17 protein-coding genes are annotated in these 19,294 nt (G+C 44.2%); 5 read left to right on the forward strand and 12 right to left on the reverse strand.

Annotated features, from left to right (window positions below; translation table 11 throughout):
- The first annotated feature begins 163 nt into the window (after window positions 1-163).
- Window positions 164-1,180: an NAD(P)H-dependent glycerol-3-phosphate dehydrogenase gene (locus BVE84_RS00920; protein WP_076995202.1), complete on the forward strand. Its 1,017-nt coding sequence runs from the start codon at window positions 164-166 to the stop codon at window positions 1,178-1,180.
- A gap of 11 nt (window positions 1,181-1,191) precedes the next feature.
- Window positions 1,192-2,091 (forward strand): UTP--glucose-1-phosphate uridylyltransferase GalU, encoded by a 900-nt coding sequence (galU, locus tag BVE84_RS00925; protein ID WP_076995203.1) that lies wholly within the window; start codon window positions 1,192-1,194, stop codon window positions 2,089-2,091.
- 313 nt (window positions 2,092-2,404) lie between these two features.
- Here the strand turns inward: galU and BVE84_RS00930 are convergent, their stop codons facing one another.
- The 7 genes from BVE84_RS00930 to BVE84_RS00960 form a co-directional block, all read right to left on the reverse strand.
- Window positions 2,405-3,079: a rhomboid family intramembrane serine protease gene (locus tag BVE84_RS00930; protein ID WP_076995204.1), complete on the reverse strand. Its 675-nt coding sequence runs from the start codon at window positions 3,077-3,079 to the stop codon at window positions 2,405-2,407.
- A complete protein-coding gene (locus BVE84_RS00935; protein WP_076995205.1) occupies window positions 3,063-3,602 on the reverse strand; it encodes a 5-formyltetrahydrofolate cyclo-ligase in 540 nt (179 codons plus the stop codon). The genes BVE84_RS00930 and BVE84_RS00935 overlap by 17 nt, the downstream gene beginning before the upstream one ends.
- A 734-nt stretch (window positions 3,603-4,336) precedes the next feature.
- Window positions 4,337-5,467, reverse strand: a complete 1,131-nt coding sequence (locus BVE84_RS00940) for an N-acetyldiaminopimelate deacetylase (RefSeq protein ID WP_076995206.1) — start codon at window positions 5,465-5,467, stop codon at window positions 4,337-4,339.
- Window positions 5,468-5,475: 8 nt separating this feature from the next.
- Window positions 5,476-6,174, reverse strand: a complete 699-nt coding sequence (dapD, locus tag BVE84_RS00945; RefSeq protein ID WP_076995207.1) for a 2,3,4,5-tetrahydropyridine-2,6-dicarboxylate N-acetyltransferase — start codon at window positions 6,172-6,174, stop codon at window positions 5,476-5,478.
- Window positions 6,175-6,387: 213 nt separating this feature from the next.
- On the reverse strand, window positions 6,388-8,358 hold the full coding sequence (tkt, locus tag BVE84_RS00950) for a transketolase (RefSeq protein WP_076995208.1): 1,971 nt from the start codon (window positions 8,356-8,358) through the stop codon (window positions 6,388-6,390).
- A 519-nt stretch (window positions 8,359-8,877) separates the two neighbouring features.
- The gene (gene ulaG / locus BVE84_RS00955) at window positions 8,878-9,969 is read right to left on the reverse strand and encodes an L-ascorbate 6-phosphate lactonase (protein ID WP_076995209.1); all 1,092 of its coding nucleotides are present in this window, start codon (window positions 9,967-9,969) and stop codon (window positions 8,878-8,880) included.
- A 161-nt stretch (window positions 9,970-10,130) separates the two neighbouring features.
- Window positions 10,131-10,496, reverse strand: coding sequence for a YbaN family protein (locus BVE84_RS00960; RefSeq protein ID WP_076995210.1), 366 nt, complete (start codon window positions 10,494-10,496; stop codon window positions 10,131-10,133).
- Between the two features lie 104 nt (window positions 10,497-10,600).
- On the opposite strand from BVE84_RS00960, the gene BVE84_RS00965 reads away from it, so the two are divergent.
- From BVE84_RS00965 to BVE84_RS00975, 3 genes are all read left to right on the forward strand, one after another.
- Entirely contained in the window at window positions 10,601-11,203 is a 603-nt protein-coding gene (locus BVE84_RS00965) for an NADPH-dependent FMN reductase (protein ID WP_076995211.1), read from the forward strand.
- Between the two features lie 12 nt (window positions 11,204-11,215).
- On the forward strand, window positions 11,216-12,460 hold the full coding sequence (locus BVE84_RS00970) for an NAD(P)H-dependent oxidoreductase (RefSeq protein WP_076995212.1): 1,245 nt from the start codon (window positions 11,216-11,218) through the stop codon (window positions 12,458-12,460).
- Window positions 12,461-12,836: 376 nt separating this feature from the next.
- A complete protein-coding gene (locus BVE84_RS00975) occupies window positions 12,837-13,616 on the forward strand; it encodes a formate/nitrite transporter family protein (protein ID WP_076995213.1) in 780 nt (259 codons plus the stop codon).
- Window positions 13,617-13,855: 239 nt separating this feature from the next.
- Here BVE84_RS00975 and BVE84_RS00980 read toward each other — a convergent pair whose 3' ends face one another.
- The 5 genes from BVE84_RS00980 to BVE84_RS01000 all read right to left on the reverse strand — a co-directional run bounded on the left by BVE84_RS00980 (window position 13,856) and on the right by BVE84_RS01000 (window position 19,274).
- A complete protein-coding gene (locus tag BVE84_RS00980; RefSeq protein ID WP_076995284.1) occupies window positions 13,856-15,550 on the reverse strand; it encodes a BglG family transcription antiterminator in 1,695 nt (564 codons plus the stop codon).
- A gap of 134 nt (window positions 15,551-15,684) precedes the next feature.
- Window positions 15,685-16,401, reverse strand: a complete 717-nt coding sequence (locus BVE84_RS00985) for an L-ribulose-5-phosphate 4-epimerase (RefSeq protein WP_076995214.1) — start codon at window positions 16,399-16,401, stop codon at window positions 15,685-15,687.
- Window positions 16,402-17,265 (reverse strand): L-ribulose-5-phosphate 3-epimerase, encoded by an 864-nt coding sequence (locus tag BVE84_RS00990; RefSeq protein ID WP_076995215.1) that lies wholly within the window; start codon window positions 17,263-17,265, stop codon window positions 16,402-16,404.
- A 3-nt stretch (window positions 17,266-17,268) separates the two neighbouring features.
- Window positions 17,269-17,934, reverse strand: a complete 666-nt coding sequence (locus BVE84_RS00995) for a 3-keto-L-gulonate-6-phosphate decarboxylase UlaD (RefSeq protein WP_076995216.1) — start codon at window positions 17,932-17,934, stop codon at window positions 17,269-17,271.
- Between the two features lie 854 nt (window positions 17,935-18,788).
- On the reverse strand, window positions 18,789-19,274 hold the full coding sequence (locus BVE84_RS01000; protein WP_076995217.1) for a PTS sugar transporter subunit IIA: 486 nt from the start codon (window positions 19,272-19,274) through the stop codon (window positions 18,789-18,791).
- Window positions 19,275-19,294: the final 20 nt, after the last annotated feature.

A 19,294-nucleotide genomic window follows, 5' to 3' on the forward strand; every position in this document is an offset into this window, starting at 1 on the left:
GGACGTCATAAAATAATCATTTCCACTGTAACTCCACACCAGAGACAGCCCTCTGAGAAGTCCCCCTACCTCTCTTCTTTACTTCATCATAGAATTGCCCATGCAAATTTTTCATGAATATGATAGAATGAAGAGGATTATTCCCAAAGAAAGAGGAAGCAAGATGAACCAACAAAAAATTGCCGTACTCGGTCCAGGATCATGGGGAACCGCCTTATCACAGGTCCTCAATGACAATGGTCATGAGGTACGCATCTGGGGAAACGTCCCTGAGCAAATTGATGAAATCAATCAATTCCATACGAATAAACGCTATTTCAAAGACATTGTCCTAGATCCAGCCATCAAAGCCTATAAAGAACTGGGCGATGCCCTTGATGGAGTTGAGGCTGTACTCTTCGTCGTGCCGACCAAGGTCATGCGCTTAGTAGCCAAACAAGTTGCTGAAACCTTGGACCACAAAGTAGTGGTCATGCACGCTTCCAAAGGTCTCGAACCAGAAAGCCACAAGCGCCTATCAACCGTTTTAGAAGAAGAGATTCCTGCTCACCTTCGGAGTGAGATTGTCGTTGTATCTGGACCAAGCCATGCAGAAGAAACGATTATTCGAGACCTCACTCTCATCTCCGCAGCATCCAAAGACTTAGAAGTTGCCCAGTATGTCCAAAACATTTTTAGCAACCACTACTTCCGACTTTATACCAATAATGACGTCATTGGGGTGGAAACAGCTGGTGCGCTTAAAAATATCATTGCAGTTGGTGCTGGCGCCCTTCATGGTCTCGGCTACGGAGACAACGCTAAGGCTGCTATTATCGCCCGAGGGTTAACCGAAATCACCCGACTAGGAGTTGAAATGGGGGCCAATCCACTGACCTACAGTGGTCTATCTGGGGTCGGTGACCTGATTGTTACAGGAACCTCTGTCCATTCGCGTAACTGGCGAGCTGGGGACCAGCTCGGTCGTGGTGAAAAGTTGGAGGACATTGAGCAAAATATGGGCATGGTCATCGAAGGTATTTCTACTACCAAGGTCGCCTATGAGCTTGCTCAAGAACTCGGGGTCTATATGCCTATTACTCAAGCCATTTATAGCGTTATCTATCAAGGGGCTAGCATTGAGGAAGCGATAAAAACTATCATGTCTAGTGAATTCCGTCAGGAAAATGAGTGGTCATAAAGGAGGATAGTATGACAAAAAAAGTTAGAAAAGCCGTTATTCCAGCAGCTGGATTGGGAACTCGTTTCCTTCCTGCAACCAAGGCATTGGCAAAAGAAATGTTGCCCATTGTGGATAAACCAACGATTCAATTTATCGTCGAAGAAGCACTTGCTTCAGGGATCGAAGATATTTTAGTGGTAACCGGTAAATCGAAACGCTCTATTGAGGACCATTTTGACTCTAATTTTGAATTAGAATACAACCTCAAGGAAAAAAAGAAAAACGACTTGTTAAAATTGGTTGACGAAACAACTGGCATCCGCCTACATTTTATCCGCCAAAGTCATCCCCGAGGTCTGGGCGATGCCGTATTGCAGGCAAAAGCCTTCGTAGGAAATGAGCCGTTTGTTGTCATGCTAGGCGATGATCTAATGGACATCACCAATAAAAAAGCCATTCCCCTCACCAAGCAGTTGATGAATGATTACGCTAAAACCCATGCTTCTACTATTGCTGTGATGCCTGTCCCTCACGAAGAAGTCTCTTCATACGGAGTGATTGCTCCACAGGGGGAAGGCATCAACGGTCTATACAGCGTAGATACCTTTGTAGAAAAACCTGCACCTGAAGATGCACCATCTGACCTTGCGATTATCGGTCGCTACCTCCTCACTCCTGAAATCTTTGATATTTTGGAAAAACAAAAACCCGGAGCAGGAAATGAGATTCAGTTGACCGACGCCATTGATACACTGAATAAAACGCAGCGTGTCTTTGCTCGGGAGTTTAAGGGTAGGCGCTACGATGTGGGAGATAAATTCGGTTTCCTAAAAACATCCATCGACTACGCTTTACAGCATCCGCAAGTCAAAGAGGACCTCAAACACTACCTCATTGAGCTTGGCAAACAATTAGAAGAGCAAAAATAAAGAAAACACGAATCTTTCTAGCCATCACAGCTATGGAGAGATTCGTGCTTTTGTTTTATGGTCTTCTTCCTCTATAAAAATCAAACTCTGACGTCGTTATACTCTTTAAAAATCAAACGGATAGGCCGTCAAAACTCCTTATTTTTGCTTTGAGTTTTTCACGCCCTTTGTATCTTGTGGAATTGAGTTGGTGACACAAGTGACATTCGTTCTAACCCCAGTATCTACTCTTATGGGAGATTGGCAGAAGCTGGATAAAAAACTGATAAACGTTCATGAAGAGGTGAAAACTCTCCCATCATGTCTCACATCACTAGACTAAGGCTGATACAATCAAGCCTACCGTTAATACCACGTAGAGCAGAAGAGCTAAACGCTGTTGTCGGCTAGTGAATAACTCTTGCTCCTCTCGGATTGGCAAGAAAACACTTGCCAAAGCTCCACCAACAACACCGCCAATATGACCTACTAGACTAATTTCCGGACGGAAAAGGCCTAAAGCAAGATTGATAAGGAGTAGAGCAACATAGCGCTGTCCCAAGGATTGCAAATAGGGATTCCGACTATGATAGCGCAGAACAACCATCGCACCAAAAAGTCCAAACAAGGAGGTAGAGGCCCCTGCTGCCACTACATTTGGAGTCAAAAATAGGACAAAGACATTCCCCATGATTCCTGATAAAACATAAAGAAGCAAGAAATGTCGTGAGCCAAAAATTGCTTCCAACTGATAACCAAAAACATAGAGGGTCATACTATTAAAGAAAAAATGCTCCCAGCCGATATGAACAAACATCGGTGAGACTAGCCGCCATAACTGGCTTGGGTCCAATTTCACAGCAAGTCCGTATAACCCACCAAAATCATAGATGGTCTGCGCAGTCGTAGCTTCTCCAAAACGTACGACCTGCATCACTATAAAAACCAGGGCTGTCACGAGCAATAAGACATTGGTCACAGGATAACGCGTGTTAATCGCCTTGTTCATAGCATAATACCTCTCTTACTGCTTGGTCAAACGCTTCTTCGCTAAATTCACAATGCTGGAAACCATAGATGGTACTGACTGTCATCCCTCGGTAGTCTTTCAGATAGCGGTCATAAAAACCTCCCCCATAACCAATCCGATAGCCGGCCCTATTCCAGGCAAGTCCTGGCACATGAATGAGATCAATTTCTGATGAAGCGACAGCCCTATCCGACTGTGGCTCCCAGACACCAAAAGGACTGAGTAGCAAGTCGTTCGCATCATAAGGAACAAAGACCATCCGACCCCCACTGTAGGTTTTAGGAATAAGCACCTGCTTCCCATCAGCTTGCGCCTGTTCAATCAAGTAGCTTGTATCTATCTCATGAGACATGGATAGAAAGGTTGCAATCGTCCTTGATTCCCGATAAGCGGCCTGGTGGCAGAGGGTTTTACAAGCCCATTCGCTCCATTCCTGCCTGTCCTGTGCAGACAAACCTTTTAAGCGATGCAACATCTCCTTGCGAATCCTTGGTTTTTCCATATCTTATCACTCCTTATACTCAATAAACATCAACAGTAGACTAGCTTTCACAATTAAGATGTGAAGCCGTTAAAAAACCGAATGAAAAATAGGAAATCGAAGTAGGTTGTCTTGCAACCAATGAGATTTATCCCTAAAGGGATTCCCAGCTGTAATCGGCTAAAGCCGAAACAGTTGCCTATCCCCAAGGGATTCTCATCTGTAATTGGCTAAAGCCAAAACAGCTGCCTATCTTTTTTCCGAGGTTTTAGGCTGAACTCAATTACATAAGATACAAAGCCCGTGAAAAACTCAAAGCGAAAATAGGAAATCTGACGAAGAGTTATTAGACTCTAGGAAGATTTATCTTTTTCGCACAGAGTTTAGGGCGTGTTCAATTATAAGATACAAAGCCCGTGAAAAACTCAAAGCGAAAATAGGAAATACGACGAGTGAAAAGCTCCAGTGGAGGTTTTCAGCTTATTCCTTAAAGGTAGTTGAGAACTTGCCAAAGCAAATTCCTATTTCTCGCCTTCAAAGGTATACCATACCTTTGAAGCTAGGAGTATTTATTCTCGCTTTCCGATTTCTTGGCTCGGGTAAAACTGATCCACTGGATTAGTTTTATTGTCAGCGAGTTGTAGCTCGAGTTCAATTCACCGAGACTCTTGTCAACGCATCCTTTTGATTTTTAAAGAGTATTAACCCTACAAACCAATCCAAGGACAGGATTGCCTAGATCGGCTTTCCTCTTACTATACTTCTGCCTTATGACGTAAAAAGGCTGTCAACTGTTTAACGGCAAAGGGAATCGCTTCTTCTTTGGGATTTAAGCGGGGATTGTGCAAGGGGTAGGGGCTATCTACGCCAAGCCAGAACATGACTCCTGGTACCTTACTGAGGAGATAGCCAAAATCCTCTCCGGTCATAGCAGGAGGGCAATCAATCACTTCCACTCCAGGCCTCTCCTCAAAAAAGGTCATCCATTCATCTGCTAATTGGGGGTTATTTTCCACGGGAAGGTACCCACCTTGGTTCAACTCAATCTCCACCTCCAGTCCAAAGGAGAGCGCAATTCCCTGGGCCATCTCACGTACCCGCTTTTGAACCAAGAGGCTCATTTCTTGGGTCAAGGAGCGAATGGTTCCATGTAAAAAGGCTGTTTCTGCAATCACATTATTGGTTGTTCCTGCATGCAAAGAGCCAAAGGTCACTACCGCTCCTTCAATCGGATCAACATTGCGACTGACGATAGACTGGGCCTGCGTTACGAAGTAGCTGGCCGCCACTAAGGCATCATTTGCCGTATGCGGAAAAGCCGCATGACCACCACGACCGATAAAGCGAATGATAACCTCACAGGTTCCTGCAAATAAGGTCGCACGGTTGGTCGCAAGCTGTCCTACCTTCAGATCCGGTCTTACATGTAAGCCGTAAAATTCATCTGGTAACCAGTCACCAAAAGCACCTGCTTCATACATCAACATCCCGCCCGCAAGATTTTCCTCTGCAGGCTGGAATAAAAAGAGCAGGTTGTGGCAAGGCTGTTTGGCAATCATCTGCTCCAATAGTCCAAGCGCAATCGTCATATGAAAATCATGTCCACAAGCATGCATCCGCTCTGCATGGATTGAGGCAAACTCAAGCCCTGTCTCTTCGACAATCGGCAAGCCATCAATATCCGTACGCCAACCAATCGTTTTTCTCCCCTCAGTTCCTGCCAAGTAGACGAGGATTCCAGTCTCCCACGTTTGAATCTGAGCAAAGGGGCAACTATCCAACAGCTTATCGAGGGTCTCCATGAGCAAGGCATGAGTTTTGAACTCTTCCATTCCTACTTCAGGAATTTGGTGCAAGGCACGCCGTATCGCAATTAAATCAAGCATAGTATCTCCTAGAGGGTTCTAAGGGCATCTTCCAGAGCTGTTTTTTGCTGCGTTTTAGCATCGATTTCCTTAATGATGCGAGCAGGTACCCCTGCAACCACCACATTTTCAGGAACATCCTGAGTCACAATCGCACCTGCAGCTACCACCGAGCCACTACCAATCTGCACTCCTTCAATGACAACAGCATTGGCACCGACCAAGACATGATCGCCCACACGAACTGGCTCTGCACTGGCTGGTTCAATCACTCCCGCTAGTACAGCTCCTGCGCCGATATGACTATTTTTTCCCACTGTGGCACGCCCACCAAGGATAGCCCCCATGTCAATCATAGTTCCCTCACCGATTTCAGCACCGATATTGATAACTGCCCCCATCATAATAACCGCATTGTCTCCAATCGAAACTTGATCGCGAATAATAGCTCCTGGCTCAATACGGGCATTGACCGCCCGCTTATCCAACAACGGCACTGCTGAATTTCGTGCATCCTGCTCCACTATATAGTCCTTGTTCTCCGTGAGATTCACAAGAAGCGGCGCCACCTCTTTCCAGTCACCAAACAGAACATTGCCAATCTTGATGACACCTTCAGGAACCGCAGCTACTAGCTCCCCTTCAAAGGTCACTTTGACGGTCGTCTTTTTCTCTGCTTGGGCAATAAATTGAATAATTTCTTGGGCGTTCATTTTTGTCGCTGTCATAACATCTCCATTTCTCAAATAATCGTTGTCCCCTATTATATCAAATTTTCAGAATATTTGGAAACAATCTTCACTATCAAGCATAGTCTTTTAAGATACTTTGAATGCTTCCTTTAGTAAACTAATACTCAATAAAAATCAACTACTTTGTCTACAAGCTAAAAAGACAGCCTGTTCAGCTGTCTTTTACTACCAAGCCATCTAGAGTGTTGGTTACAATCCTTTCACAATGTTTACAACATTTTCAACTGTAAAGCCATATTCTTCGATGACTTTAGCGGCTGGTGCAGAAGCTCCAAAGGTATCAATCCCAAGAACTGCCCCGTCTAAACCGACATATTTATACCAGCTTTGTCTTGCTCCCATTTCAATCGCTACACGACGGCGGACAGCAGTTGGCAAGATTTCTTCCTTATAGGCTGCATCTTGTGCGTCAAAGAGTTCCGTTGATGGCACACTGACCACTCGGACCTTGATACCTTCTGTTGCAAGTTGTTTCGCCGCTGTAACCGCCAGATTCACTTCTGAACCTGTTGCCAGAAGGATCGTATCAAATCCTGCTTCTTCATAGACCACATACGCCCCTTTAGCCACCTTGTCAAAGTCTGTTCCTTCTTCAACCGTTAAGTTTTGACGAGTGAGGACAAGTGCTGAAGGAGTAGACTTGCTTGTCAATGACAAGTACCAAGCAGCCTGCGTCTCACGCGCATCTGCTGGGCGGAAAACATTGAGGTTTGGCATAGCGCGAAGTCCTGCCAAATGTTCGATTGGCTCGTGAGTTGGACCATCTTCACCTACTGCAATAGAGTCATGTGTAAAGACATAGGTTACTGGAAGTCCTTGAAGAGCCGATAAGCGAATGGCTGCTTTCAAGTAATCTGAGAAAACAAAGAAAGTACCACCATAGACACGAAGTCCGCCGTGAGCTGCCATACCGTTCAAAATGGTCCCCATAGCAAATTCACGCACACCAAACTGAATGTTACGGTTGAGTGGGTTAGCAGAGTCCTGCAAGCCATCTTCCTTAATATAGGTCATGTTTGAATGAGCCAAGTCTGCCGAACCACCAAGGAAGGTTGGCAAGACCTTAGCTGCTGCATTGAGAGCATCTTGTGATGAGTTACGAGTTGCCTGTGAGAAGCCATTTTCATAGACTGGGAAGTCGGCTGGTTTGATGTCAACCACATCGCGACCTTCCAAAATAGCGGTTACTTCTGCTGCCAATTCTGGATAAGCTAGCTTGTACTCGTCCACCAATTTTACCCAAGCATCATAAGCTGCCACACCACGGTCAGCTACATTTTCCTTGAAGTCGGCATACACTTCTGCCGGGACTTCAAATGGTGCATAATTCCAATCTAAGGCCTTGCGCGTTGCTGCTGCTTCTTCCGGACCAAGAGGCGCACCGTGAACCGCATTTGTCCCCTGTTTGTTTGGTGAACCATGCCCGATAATGGTTTTGACCTCTATCAGAGCTGGCTTGCCCGCTTCTTTTGCTTTTTCAATAGCTTGGTTGATCGCTACCACATCTGTTCCGTCTGCTACGAAATCTGTATGCCAACCATAGGCCTCGTAGCGAGCAAGGACATTTTCTGTAAAGGAGTCTTTCGTTTCCCCATCCAAGTTAATATCATTTGAATCGTATAAAACGATGAGTTTGTCTAATTTTTGCAAGCCAGCATAAGAAGCTGCCTCAGCTGACACCCCTTCCATCAAGTCCCCATCGCCACAAATGACATAGGTATAGTGGTCAAAAATCTTATAGCCGTCCTTATTGTACTTAGCTGCAAGGAAACGTTCTGCTTGCGCAAATCCTGTCGCAGTTGCAATTCCTTGACCAAGAGGACCCGTCGTAATGTCAACCCCAGCCGTATGACCGTATTCTGGATGACCTGGTGTTTTAGACCCCCATTGACGGAAGTTTTTAATTTCCTCCATGCTAACCTCTTCAAAACCTGATAGATGAAGAAGGGCATAGAGCAACATAGAACCATGTCCAGCTGACAAAACAAAGCGATCACGATTCACCCAATTTGGTACCTGTGGATTGATACGCATTTGGTTGGTAAAAAGACTGTAGGCCATTGGAGCCTGTCCCATGACTGCTCCTGGGTGACCTGATTTCGATTGTTCAATGGCATCTATTCCAAGAAAACGAATCGCGTTAACTGATAAGTGTGACATATCTTCCTCCTCTTAAAAAGTTATTCCAGTTCTATTATAACATAAAGCGTTTTCGTTGTTTCTATCAGTTCAACATTTGGACTTATTTTTGAATAGGAGGTAAAAACTCAGTTATCCTCCCCATCACACAGCCTCTCGAGTTTATCATCATACGGTTTAGTAGTATAGCTATTTTAAGAACCTGTATTCACAAGTAGCATTCAATAAAAATCAAACTTCGACTAGGCAATGAAACTGCAGGTAGTTGAAAGATAGATTTCCTCGTGTTCATCGAACACTTTGTCAACCTCCTATTTTTGCTTTGCTCGCTTCAACAGTCTAAGAATAGACTGTTGAAGGTGGGAAATAAAACGAGTGAAACTCGTGTCAAACGCCCTTTGTATCTTATGTAACGACGTCAGAAGTTGATTTTTGACGAGTATAAGATGCTTTTATATAAGAGATAGACATGCCCGTCACACTAAAAAGAAGGGAGGCGTCCCTTCTTTCGTGTTATCACTCTGTCTTGAATACCCGCTTTTATAGCAAGGCCTTGAATTGGATATTTGAATCTTCTAGGAAGCAGTCATCAAATCCACGTGGGTGATGATACTCAATACGATCCTGATCCATTGGATAAGTGTATTTACCACCGACTTCCCAGATGAATGGGTGGAATTGGTACTGCAAACGCTCTTTTCTCATCTTCCACAATGCCAGGATTTCATCGGTCGAAGCCATAAAGTTGGACCAAATGTCATAGTGAACAGGGATGATGACCTTAGCGCGGAGATTTTCAGCCATACGGAGAAGATCGATAGACGTCATCTTGTCTTGAATACCGACTGGGTTGTCACCGTAGTTGTTGATGGCAACGTCAATATTGAAGTCGCGACCATGTTTGGCAAAGTAGTTAGAGAAGTGTGAATCGGCACCGTGATAAATCGTTCCACCTGGTGTTTCAAAGACATAGTTGACTGCCTTGCGAGCCATGAGTTCGTCTGTCACAGGAAGTCCTGCTAATTTGCCCCCATTTTCGTCATACCCTTCGATTGGAAGAGTGACCAAACAAGTACGGTCAAAGGACTCAACTGCATGTACCTTGATGTCTTTGAATTCAAAGCTGTCACCTGGTGCGATGCGAATAATCCGATCAGCAGGTACACCCCATTTTTCCCAGATGTCGCCACTTTCAACTGGACCAACAAATTTTACATGATCCAATTTAGGATTGTTCACAATAGCAGCAGCAGTGCTGATATCCATGTGGTCACTGTGGACATGTGAAACGAGGTAGTAGTCCAATTCATTGATGGCAAACGGATCAATGACCATTGGCTGCACGCGCAAGTTTGGTTGCAGTTTACGAACTCCTGCCATATTGGCCATTTGATGTCCCCAAACCATGTCTTTTACTTTTTTAGTCGACTTACCACGCGATGACCATAGGTCCATTACCACATTTGCTCCACCGGGTGTCTTGATCCAAACACCGCAGTTACCAAGCCACCACATTGCAAAGTTTCCTTCTGGAACCACTTCTTCTTCAATCTCTTCATTGAGCCACGTACCCCATTCTGGGAAGGTGCTCAAAATCCATGATTCTCTTGTGATGTCATTGACTTTTGCCATAATAGTTCCTCCTGAAATCTTATATACGCCTTTAGTATAACGCTTTCATTTGCGCATAAAAAGACCAAATAAAACACAGGTATGTGTTCACGTCTGGACTGTGACTCTTGTTCAAGTATCCTTTTGATTTTTAAAAAGTATAAGATCCACGAAACAGCCCCTTAATCGTCTTTATCAGGAATGACAAAAAAGAGGTAGTAGGTGATAAATACCGTCAGGCAAGCAAGAAGGATCTTAACAGGAAGGAGCGGGGCAACATAAATCGAAATCCCCATCAAGAGATAAATTTGCAGGATAATCGTTTTCTTTCGCCTGCGATCAATGGCCTTGGTCTCTGCATAATCTGCCACATAAAACTGGTATATATTACTCTTACGCACTCTGGCTTCTAGTTGTTTTGAACTTTTGGCAAAGCAAAAACCTGCCAAAAGTAGGAGAGGGGTTGTCGGGATAAGTGGTAAAAAAATTCCAATAACGCCCACGATAAGACTGATATGACCACAAAGTAAAAAGATGCATTTTTTCATGTACTGATTATAGCATAAAATAAAAATGAAAAAAAGACTTGCAAAAGCAAACAGAAAACGCTATCATATACCTAAGCGTATATTTCAATAAAAGGAGAACGACGATGAAACTCATTGCCTTAGTGGGGACAAACTCTGCGAACTCGACCAACCGCAAACTCTTACAGTTTATAGCTGCACATTTTGCAGACAAGGCGGAGATTGAGCTGGTCGAAATCAAAGACCTCCCTGTATTTAACAAACCATCTGATAGACAGATTCCAGAGTCTGTACTTGAAATAGCTCAAAAAATCGAACAGGCAGAAGGTGTTATCATCGGAACACCTGAGTATGACCACTCTATTCCGGCTGTTCTAATGAATGCCCTCGCTTGGCTATCCTATGGAATTTTCCCTCTGCTAAACAAGCCCATCATGATTACAGGAGCCTCTTATGGCACCTTGGGTTCATCCCGTGCCCAGCTCCAGCTACGCCAGATTTTAAATGCGCCGGAGTTAAAGTCCAGCGTTTTACCAGATGAATTCTTACTTTCGCACTCTCTTCAAGCCTTTGATGAACAGGGAAATCTGATCGATCTGGAAACCTTGCAAAAATTGGAAGCCATTTTTGATGACTTCCGTCTCTATGTGAAAATGATTGGAAAACTCTCGCATGCTAAGGACTTGCTTCGCAAAGAAGCTGAAAACTTTGACTGGTCTAGCCTATAAGGAGGAAAAAAGATGAAATTTGTTGGTATTGTTGGGTCAAATGCAGATCAATCCTATAATCGTAAGCTCTTGCAATTTATGCAACGTCATTTCAAGACCAAGTGTGAAATGGAACTCTTGGAAATTAAGGACGTTCCGATGTTCAATCAAGACGACGACCAGTCTGATAGCTTTGCTATCCGCTACCTTTACAATAAAATCACTCGTGCAGACGGTGTCATCATTGCGACACCAGAGCATAATCATACCATCACCCCAGCTCTGAAAAGCACGCTGGAGTGGCTCTCTTTCAAACTCCATCCACTGGAAAACAAGCCTGTTATGATTGTGGGTGCATCTTATTATGACCAAGGTACCTCTAGGGCCCAGGTTCATCTCCGTAAGATTTTAGAAGCACCCGGTGTCAATGCCTACACCCTTCCAGGCAATGAATTTTTACTCGGAAAGGCAAAAGAAGCCTTTGATACAAATGGTAATATTGTCAATGAGGGAACCGTAACATTCCTCGAAACCTGTGTTGATAATTTTATTAAATACGTAGGAGTGGTATCTAAGTTGAAAAAACCTAAACCAGTTGAGCCAGAAGACCTCTATTGCACAAAACCGATTGCCACAACCGTTCAAGGGATTGACCCTGACGATCCAGAATGGTTGGAAAAAGCAGCCAAACAAGTGGAAGCTGTTGAGGGAAATACCTACGTTAAGCTAGACCATGGACTCTTGACAGTTGACCAACTTAACATGTTCTTAAATGCCATGCCATTTGAGTTGACCTATGCGGATGATAACAACCAATTCCTCTACTACAATAACGCTCATCAAGAGCCAAATACCATGTTAGGCAAGCGTGTGAAAGAGCAGGTGGGTAATCGTATAGCGACCGTCCACGGCACACTGCCTCCAGCTCGTATGAAAAATGTCGAGTGGGTCATTGGTACCCTCCGCAATGGCAATCAAGAGTATGTCCGTACCATTGTTCCAGGCACACCACCTGAGATTATCAATACTCATAATTACCAAGCCATGTACTATCCAGATGGGTCCTACGCAGGAATCAATGAAATCATCTTTAACTTCAAGCCTTGGCTGGATTGGTACCTGGAGACAACTGGTCAACGCTTAGTAGGAGGTACCGCTACCGCTGGTGGACACGGTCATGCTCCTGTGGATGCTACATCGGGTGCCTCTGAGGCAGGCGCAGGACACGCGACTCCGGCTACAGATGCAACCTCTGGCGCCTCTGAATCAGCTGGATAATCTAAGATGTGAAGCCGTTAAAAACCGACTGAAAATTAGGAGGCTGCCGCAGTGTTCGATGAACACAAGAAAGCCTATCCCTAAAGGGATTCTCATCTGTATTCAGCTAAAGCCAAAACAGCTACCTATCTTTTTCACACAGACCTTAGTCCGAACTCAATTATAAGATACAAAGGGCGTTAAGCGAGCAAAGCAAAAATAGGAGTTTTGACGCAGAACTTCAAGTTCTAGGAAAAACTCTCTTTTTTGCACAGCTCGTAGCCCGTGTTCAGTTACATAAGATACAAAGCCCGTGAAAAACTCAAAGTAAAAATAGGAGAATATCAGCAGAAAAGTGCTACTGGTGCTTTTCTCATCTTAGAAATGGAAAAAGATAATGTCAGTATTTAAGGAAAAAATCACCGTCGCCTGTGCTAGAAAGGAAGCCCTCTTTGATAGGGACAAGAATCGTTACGCCCTCTATTCTATGTTTGCCGGGGCTTATCTGACCATGTCAACTGCCGTCGGTATCATCGGAGCAGATGTCATTGCCAGCCAATTCCCCGCTTTGGCTCGCTTTGTCTTTACCTTTATTTTTGCTATCGGTCTGGTCTTTGTCTTGATTTTTAATGGAGAACTCGCCACCTCAAACATGATGTATCTGTCCGCTGCTGCTTACTATAAACGGATTTCCTGGAAAAAGGTCACGGCTATCTTGCTCTACTGTACCTTCTTTAACCTAGTCGGAGCAATCATCTTGGCCTATTTATTAAATCAATCCTTTTCCTTTCAGCAACTAACGGATAAGAGCTTTGTCATCAATGCTGTTCAACTGAAGTTGGCAAAGACTGACTGGATGAATTTCATTGAAGGAATCACAGCCAATATGTTTGTGAATATGGCTATCATGGGCTATCTGTTCCTCAAGGAGGAAAGTGCCAGATTCTTCATTGTGATAGCGGCGATTTTCATGTTTGTATTCTTAATCAATGAACATCTGGTTGCCAACTTTGCTTCCTTTATGCTAGCAGGCTTTAGTCCTGTAGAGAATATCACAGGCTTTCATCTGATAAACATTCTTCGCCAGTGGTTTGTTGTCTTTCTGGGAAACTGGCTGGGAGGAGGACTCTTCATTGGTATAGCCTATGCCTGGCTCAATGAAGCGAATACAAAATAGCAATCCAGGAAACCATCTATCTCTTTACACCCACCGCAAGATGTCGTATTTCCGAGAATATCTAAAAGGCGATTTCCAAACGGAAATCGTTTTTTTATCTAATCGAACGATCACTACTACCTTCTCACACTCTTCAACCATCAACTGAAGGCAACTAGATGAAGGGCTTCACCGAAAGCCTGCTAAGACACTTCCCTACAATCTAAAAAAGCTGGACATCCTGTCCAGTTCTACCAAGGTTAGTATAGGTCCTTTAGCCCACCGTTTTCAACGGTTGCCAAGAAGAAATCACTTTGGAATAATTCCTGTATTTTATCTGTCGCTTCTCTCACCTCTTCTTCTGCCGAGATGTAGCGCGACAGGAGTCGCTGTAGCTGTGGTCGAATTTGCTTGGCACTATCTTTCTTCGTATGATAGGTCAAGAAGTAGTTCAGTTTCATGACATCTTCATAGGTTAGCACAGGATTCACCTGCAAGATAGGAAAGCTGGTCCGCAGATTGTCACTAGTAGAAATCAGTAAGTCCACTTCCAAGATATCCTCTACGCTATGAAATTGCTCTGTTGTAAAAACAGCTTTGATGGTATCTACTGGTAGATAGACTTGACACTGTTTATACAATAACTTTTGGACACCCGCCCCCTCGTCACAGACTAGATAAATATTGCGAAAAGTTTTCCCCTTATTTTGTCTGCGCTTCAAGGCACCTCCGATGTGGATGGTGAAATAGGATATATCATCATCATTCATTTGAATCATCCACTCTGCTTCCAAGGTATGAGCAGCCACCACTTTGACGGTGACAAATAAGTCTTTATATTTTTGTTTAATCTGGTTTGTCAGGGGATTCTTTGAGAGAATACCATAGGTTTTCCGAAAGAGCAGGGCCTTTGCATGCATGACGAGATGGCGCATCAAGGTTTCACGATTGTCAATTTCAAAGGCTGAACAGCGTAGTAACTCATCGACAAAATGCTCCAAGGTCTCCTTCATCTCAGCAAAGTCCTGACTATTGGTATGGATGTCTTTATCCTTCCGATAAGATAGGAGGAGCATCGCAATCAGGGAAATTTCAATCTCATCAAGCGCTACCTCAAAACGGTCGAAGAGAGAGACCGCCAGATTCTGAGCCGCCTTATATTCAATCCTCTTATGAATCAAGGCAAATTCCCGCTGAATCTCTTCTTGCTCGATAGATTTTAGGGTCATATTGCGGTAGCTGAGAAGTAGGTAGGGCAAGACTTTCAACATGAATTCAATCTCGTAGTGATTGATTTTTTTACCCAAATCAATCTCGAGTTGATTGACCTGTTCTGCCAGAAAGGTGACAATATCAGCACTGAATAATAGTGCACACCCTTTAAAATAAGGCACCTTTTTATTCAGAAGGGTGACAAAGCCCTCGTTGGGATTTGAAAAGATGTCATAGAGCAGGGAGTGCATATACTGGATTTTATTGAGCGGGTGGCATTTGAAAAAGTAGCCTTCTGACTTAGTCGCATAGAGGTAGACCTTGAATTGCTCCGTCGTCAGTTGGGCGCGCAGTTCACTCAAATCATTTAAAACCGTATTGCGTGAAACATCCGTCAGCGCCATCAGTTTTTCAATCGTCACACGTTCAGAGGTAATAGCGATATAGATGGTCATGAGCTGAATCCGCTCCTCCATGCTCATCACATAGCTGTAAGAGTCCACACTGTCTAGTAGCACTTGACAGGCTCCCTTCTGGCGTGTAGACAATAAGATCCCCACTCTTGGAACACTGATAATTGGTTCAATATCATTAGGGAGAGAAGCATTGATTTTCTCAAGATGATAATAGATTTTTCGTCTGGACTGCCCCATTGCCCGCGAAATACTCATGACTGTTTCTGGCTTTGTCAACCGCATTACATACGTCAGCAATTCATAGCTACTCTTATCTAATAACACCACTCGCGTCATCTCCTTCTTGTTCTATAGATAGTATACCAATATACCAGTTTTAGGGCAAAACCCACGACTCCCCAAAATAAGAAGAGGGAATTTCCAGTTATTTCCATTCCCTCTCTTGTATATTCAACCGACTCTTAATGCTCATCGCCTTTTTGCCCATAGTAGGCATTTGGGCCATGTTTGCGGAGATAATGCTTGTCCATGATATACTTAGGAGCTGGCTCTACTCGAGGATTGATTTGCTCAGTGAAGCGATTCATTTTCGCAACTTCTTCCAGTACGACAGAATGGTACACTGCTTGCGCAGGATCTTTCCCCCAAGTGAATGGACCGTGATTGCGTACGACGATTCCTGGAACGGCGACAGGGTCAATCCCCCGCTCTGCAAAGGTTTCAATGATGACACTTCCCGTTTCCTTCTCATAAGCTGTATCAACCTCCTCAGCTGTGAGTGAACGAGCACACGGAATCGGACCGTAAAAATAATCTGCATGGGTCGTTCCATAAAACGGAATATCACGCCCAGCCTGGGCCCAACCAACCGCTTCGGTCGAATGGGTGTGGACAACTGCACCAATTTCTGGCCAAGCCTTGTAAAGCGCCACATGAGTCGCAAGGTCAGAAGATGGGTTAAGCTCCCCTTCAACAACATTGCCGTCCAAGTCTGTCACCACCATATTCTCTGGGCTGAGCCTATCATAATCTACACCAGATGGCTTAATGACAATCCGCCCCAATTCACGGCAGACCTCCGAGACATTGCCCCAAGTAAACTTGACTAAGCCATGTTCTGGCAGGGCTACATTGGCCTCATAGACTCGCTGACGCATTTCTTCTAGTGATTTTGGCATTTAGTTTAACCCCGCTTTCTCAATCAATGGGTAAAGGAAATCTTGGGCTTCTTTAATGGCTGCTCGCGTCTCCTCTACAGTCTCACAATTTTCAGACCACATCTCGATTAAAAATGGTCCCTGATAATTGGTTTTCTTTAAAATGGCAAAGGTATTTTCCCAATCAACACAACCTTTTCCAAACGGCACATCGCGGAATTGCCCTTTGGATGTTTCTGTTACAGCATAGGTATCCTTTAAGTGAAGGGCTGCAATTGCTTGATGACCGATGGCAAACTCGCTATACAAATCATTGTGCCAGGCAGAGAGATTCCCCGTGTCTGGGTAGACAAAGAGATAGGGCGAGTTGATTTCTTGCGCAACTGCTAAGTATTTTTCAATACTATTGATGAATGGATCATCCATAATTTCAATAGCCAGCATCACCTGAGCCTGTTCTGCCCAATCACAGGCCTTGCGCAAATTGGTCAAGAAGCGCTCGCGAGTTGCTGGTGATTTTTCCTCATAATAGACATCGTAACCTGCCAGCTGAATAACCCGCACACCCAAATCCTGCGCTAGCTCAATACATTTCTGCATGGTTTCGAGCGACTTGGCTTCAAGAACAGGGTCATTTGAACCAAGCGGATAACGGCGATGACCAGAAAAACAGATGGTTGGAATACGGATTCCTGTTTGGTAAATCGCTTTGACAATTTCCAGACGTTCTTCCTTTGTCCAATCAAGCCGAGCTAGACGGGCGTCACTTTCGTCTACTGACATCTCTACAAAGTCAAAACCAAGTTCTTTGGCAAACTCCAACCGTTCTAACCAAGTAAACTGCTTAGGAGTTGCTTTTTCATAAATTCCAATTGGTCTAGCCATGGCCTACCCCCATATACAGCGAATTTCATCCTTAAAGGCACGCGCTGCTGCTGCTGGATCCTCTGCTTCTGTAATGCCACGGCCAGCGATAAAGGTAAAGACATCTACTCCTTCAAAGAGTTTCAAGGTATCAATATCAAGCCCTCCTGTGACAGATACACGGAAGCCCATGTCAATCAATTTTTTCACCTTGTTCAAGTCTTTTTCACCCCAAGTTTCCCCTGCAAGAAGAGCGTCACGAGATTGGTGATAAATAGCTTGAGAAATCCCCGCATCTAACCACATTTGAGCATGTTCAAATGTCCAGTCTCCATAGAGTTCTACCTGAATTTCTCCCTTGTCTCCCCGAACTTCTTGGATGGCTTTTAAGGCTGCTTTCATGGTTGGAATTGTCGCTGAACAGATACAGGTCATCCAGTCTGCACCACGCACGGCATTATTTTTAGCAACCGTACCACCAGCGTCTGCACACTTAGTATCTGCGACGATGATTTTATGAGGGAAGAGGCTACGAAGCACTTCAACCAATTCACTTCCTACTTGGAGCAAGCAAACCGTTCCTGCCTCAATCACATCAACCTCATGACCGACAGATACCGCCGCCTTAATCGCACCTTGTAGATCTGAATGGTCAAGGGCAACCTGTAAATTTGGAATACGTTTTGTCATATAAATTCTCTTTTCTAATTAAGATACAAAGGGCGTAAAGCGAGCAAAGCAAAAATAGGAGTTTTGACGCAGAGGGTTGCTGAGAGTTTGCTAAGGCAAACTTCTATTTCCCGTCTTCAAAGGTATACCATACCTTTGAAGCTAGAAAAAACTATCTTTTTTGCACAGCTCGTAGCCCGTGTTCAGTTACATCAAGATACAAAGCCCGTGAAAAACTCAAAGCGAAAATAGGAAATGCGACGAAGAAACTGGAGTTTCTAGGAGTATTTATCCCAAAGGGATTCTCAGCTGTAATCGGCTAAAGCCGAAACAGCTGCCTATCTTTTCGCACAGAGTTTAGGGCGTGTTCAGTTACATAAGATACGAGGACGTAAGCAACTCCTAGGCAAAATAGACAATCGAAGTAGGTTGACTTGCAACCAATGAGATTGGTCTTTTTGACAGTGAGTTGTAGTCCGAGTTCAATTACGATGTGAGGACGTTAAAAGGTCTAAGTGAAAATAGGAATTCTGACGCAGAGGGTAGCTGAGAGGTTACCAAAGCAAACTCCTCTTTCTCGCCTTCAAAGGTATACCATACCTTTGAAACTGGGCTCACTTTCGTGTTTCTAGGTGACCGTTGAAACAGTTCACCAACTTCTGTGCTCACTTTCATGTTTTTGGGTGACCAGTTGAAACAGTTCACTGAATTTCTGTGGTCACTTTCATGTTTTTAGGTGACCAGTTGAAACAGTTCACCAACTTCTATGGTCACTTTCGTGTTTCTAGGTGACCAGTTGAAACAGTTCACTGAACTGTTTCAATCCACTGGATTATTTCACTTCACTGACTACTTCTATAGCCCCAATACTTCCATTAGGATTCTAGGTCTAATCCCTCAAGATAGGGGCTATTTTTCGACTCTTCTACCATGGCAAGAACTTCTTCTTCTGATTGGCACTTCACCAAACGTTCGATAGAATTTTCCAATTCAAAGAGGGCGATGATTTGCGGAATAGCAACAGATGTGTGGATAGCTGAACTGGTTGCAGCAAGAGTCAAGAGAACACTGACCTCCTTACCGTCTGGAAAAACGACTGGTTTTGTCAAAGTAATCAAGGCAAAGGAGTCACGTACCACACCTGCTTCTGGACGGGCATGGGGCATCGCCATACCTGGCATCAAGATATAGTAAGGGCCATGTTCATTGGTTGATTCAATGATGGCGTGGTAGTATTCCTCTGTGACTGCCCCGCTTTCAATTAAGGGGTTAACCGCCAAGCGCACTGCTTCTTCCCAAGTCTCTGCTGTCAATCCAAGACGAATCGACTTATTTTCTGTAAAGGCTTGTTTCAAATTCATGTAGTTTCTCCTTTGCTTTT

Origin of the sequence: Streptococcus azizii, assembly GCF_001984715.1 — a bacterium.
GTDB lineage: Bacteria > Bacillota > Bacilli > Lactobacillales > Streptococcaceae > Streptococcus > Streptococcus azizii.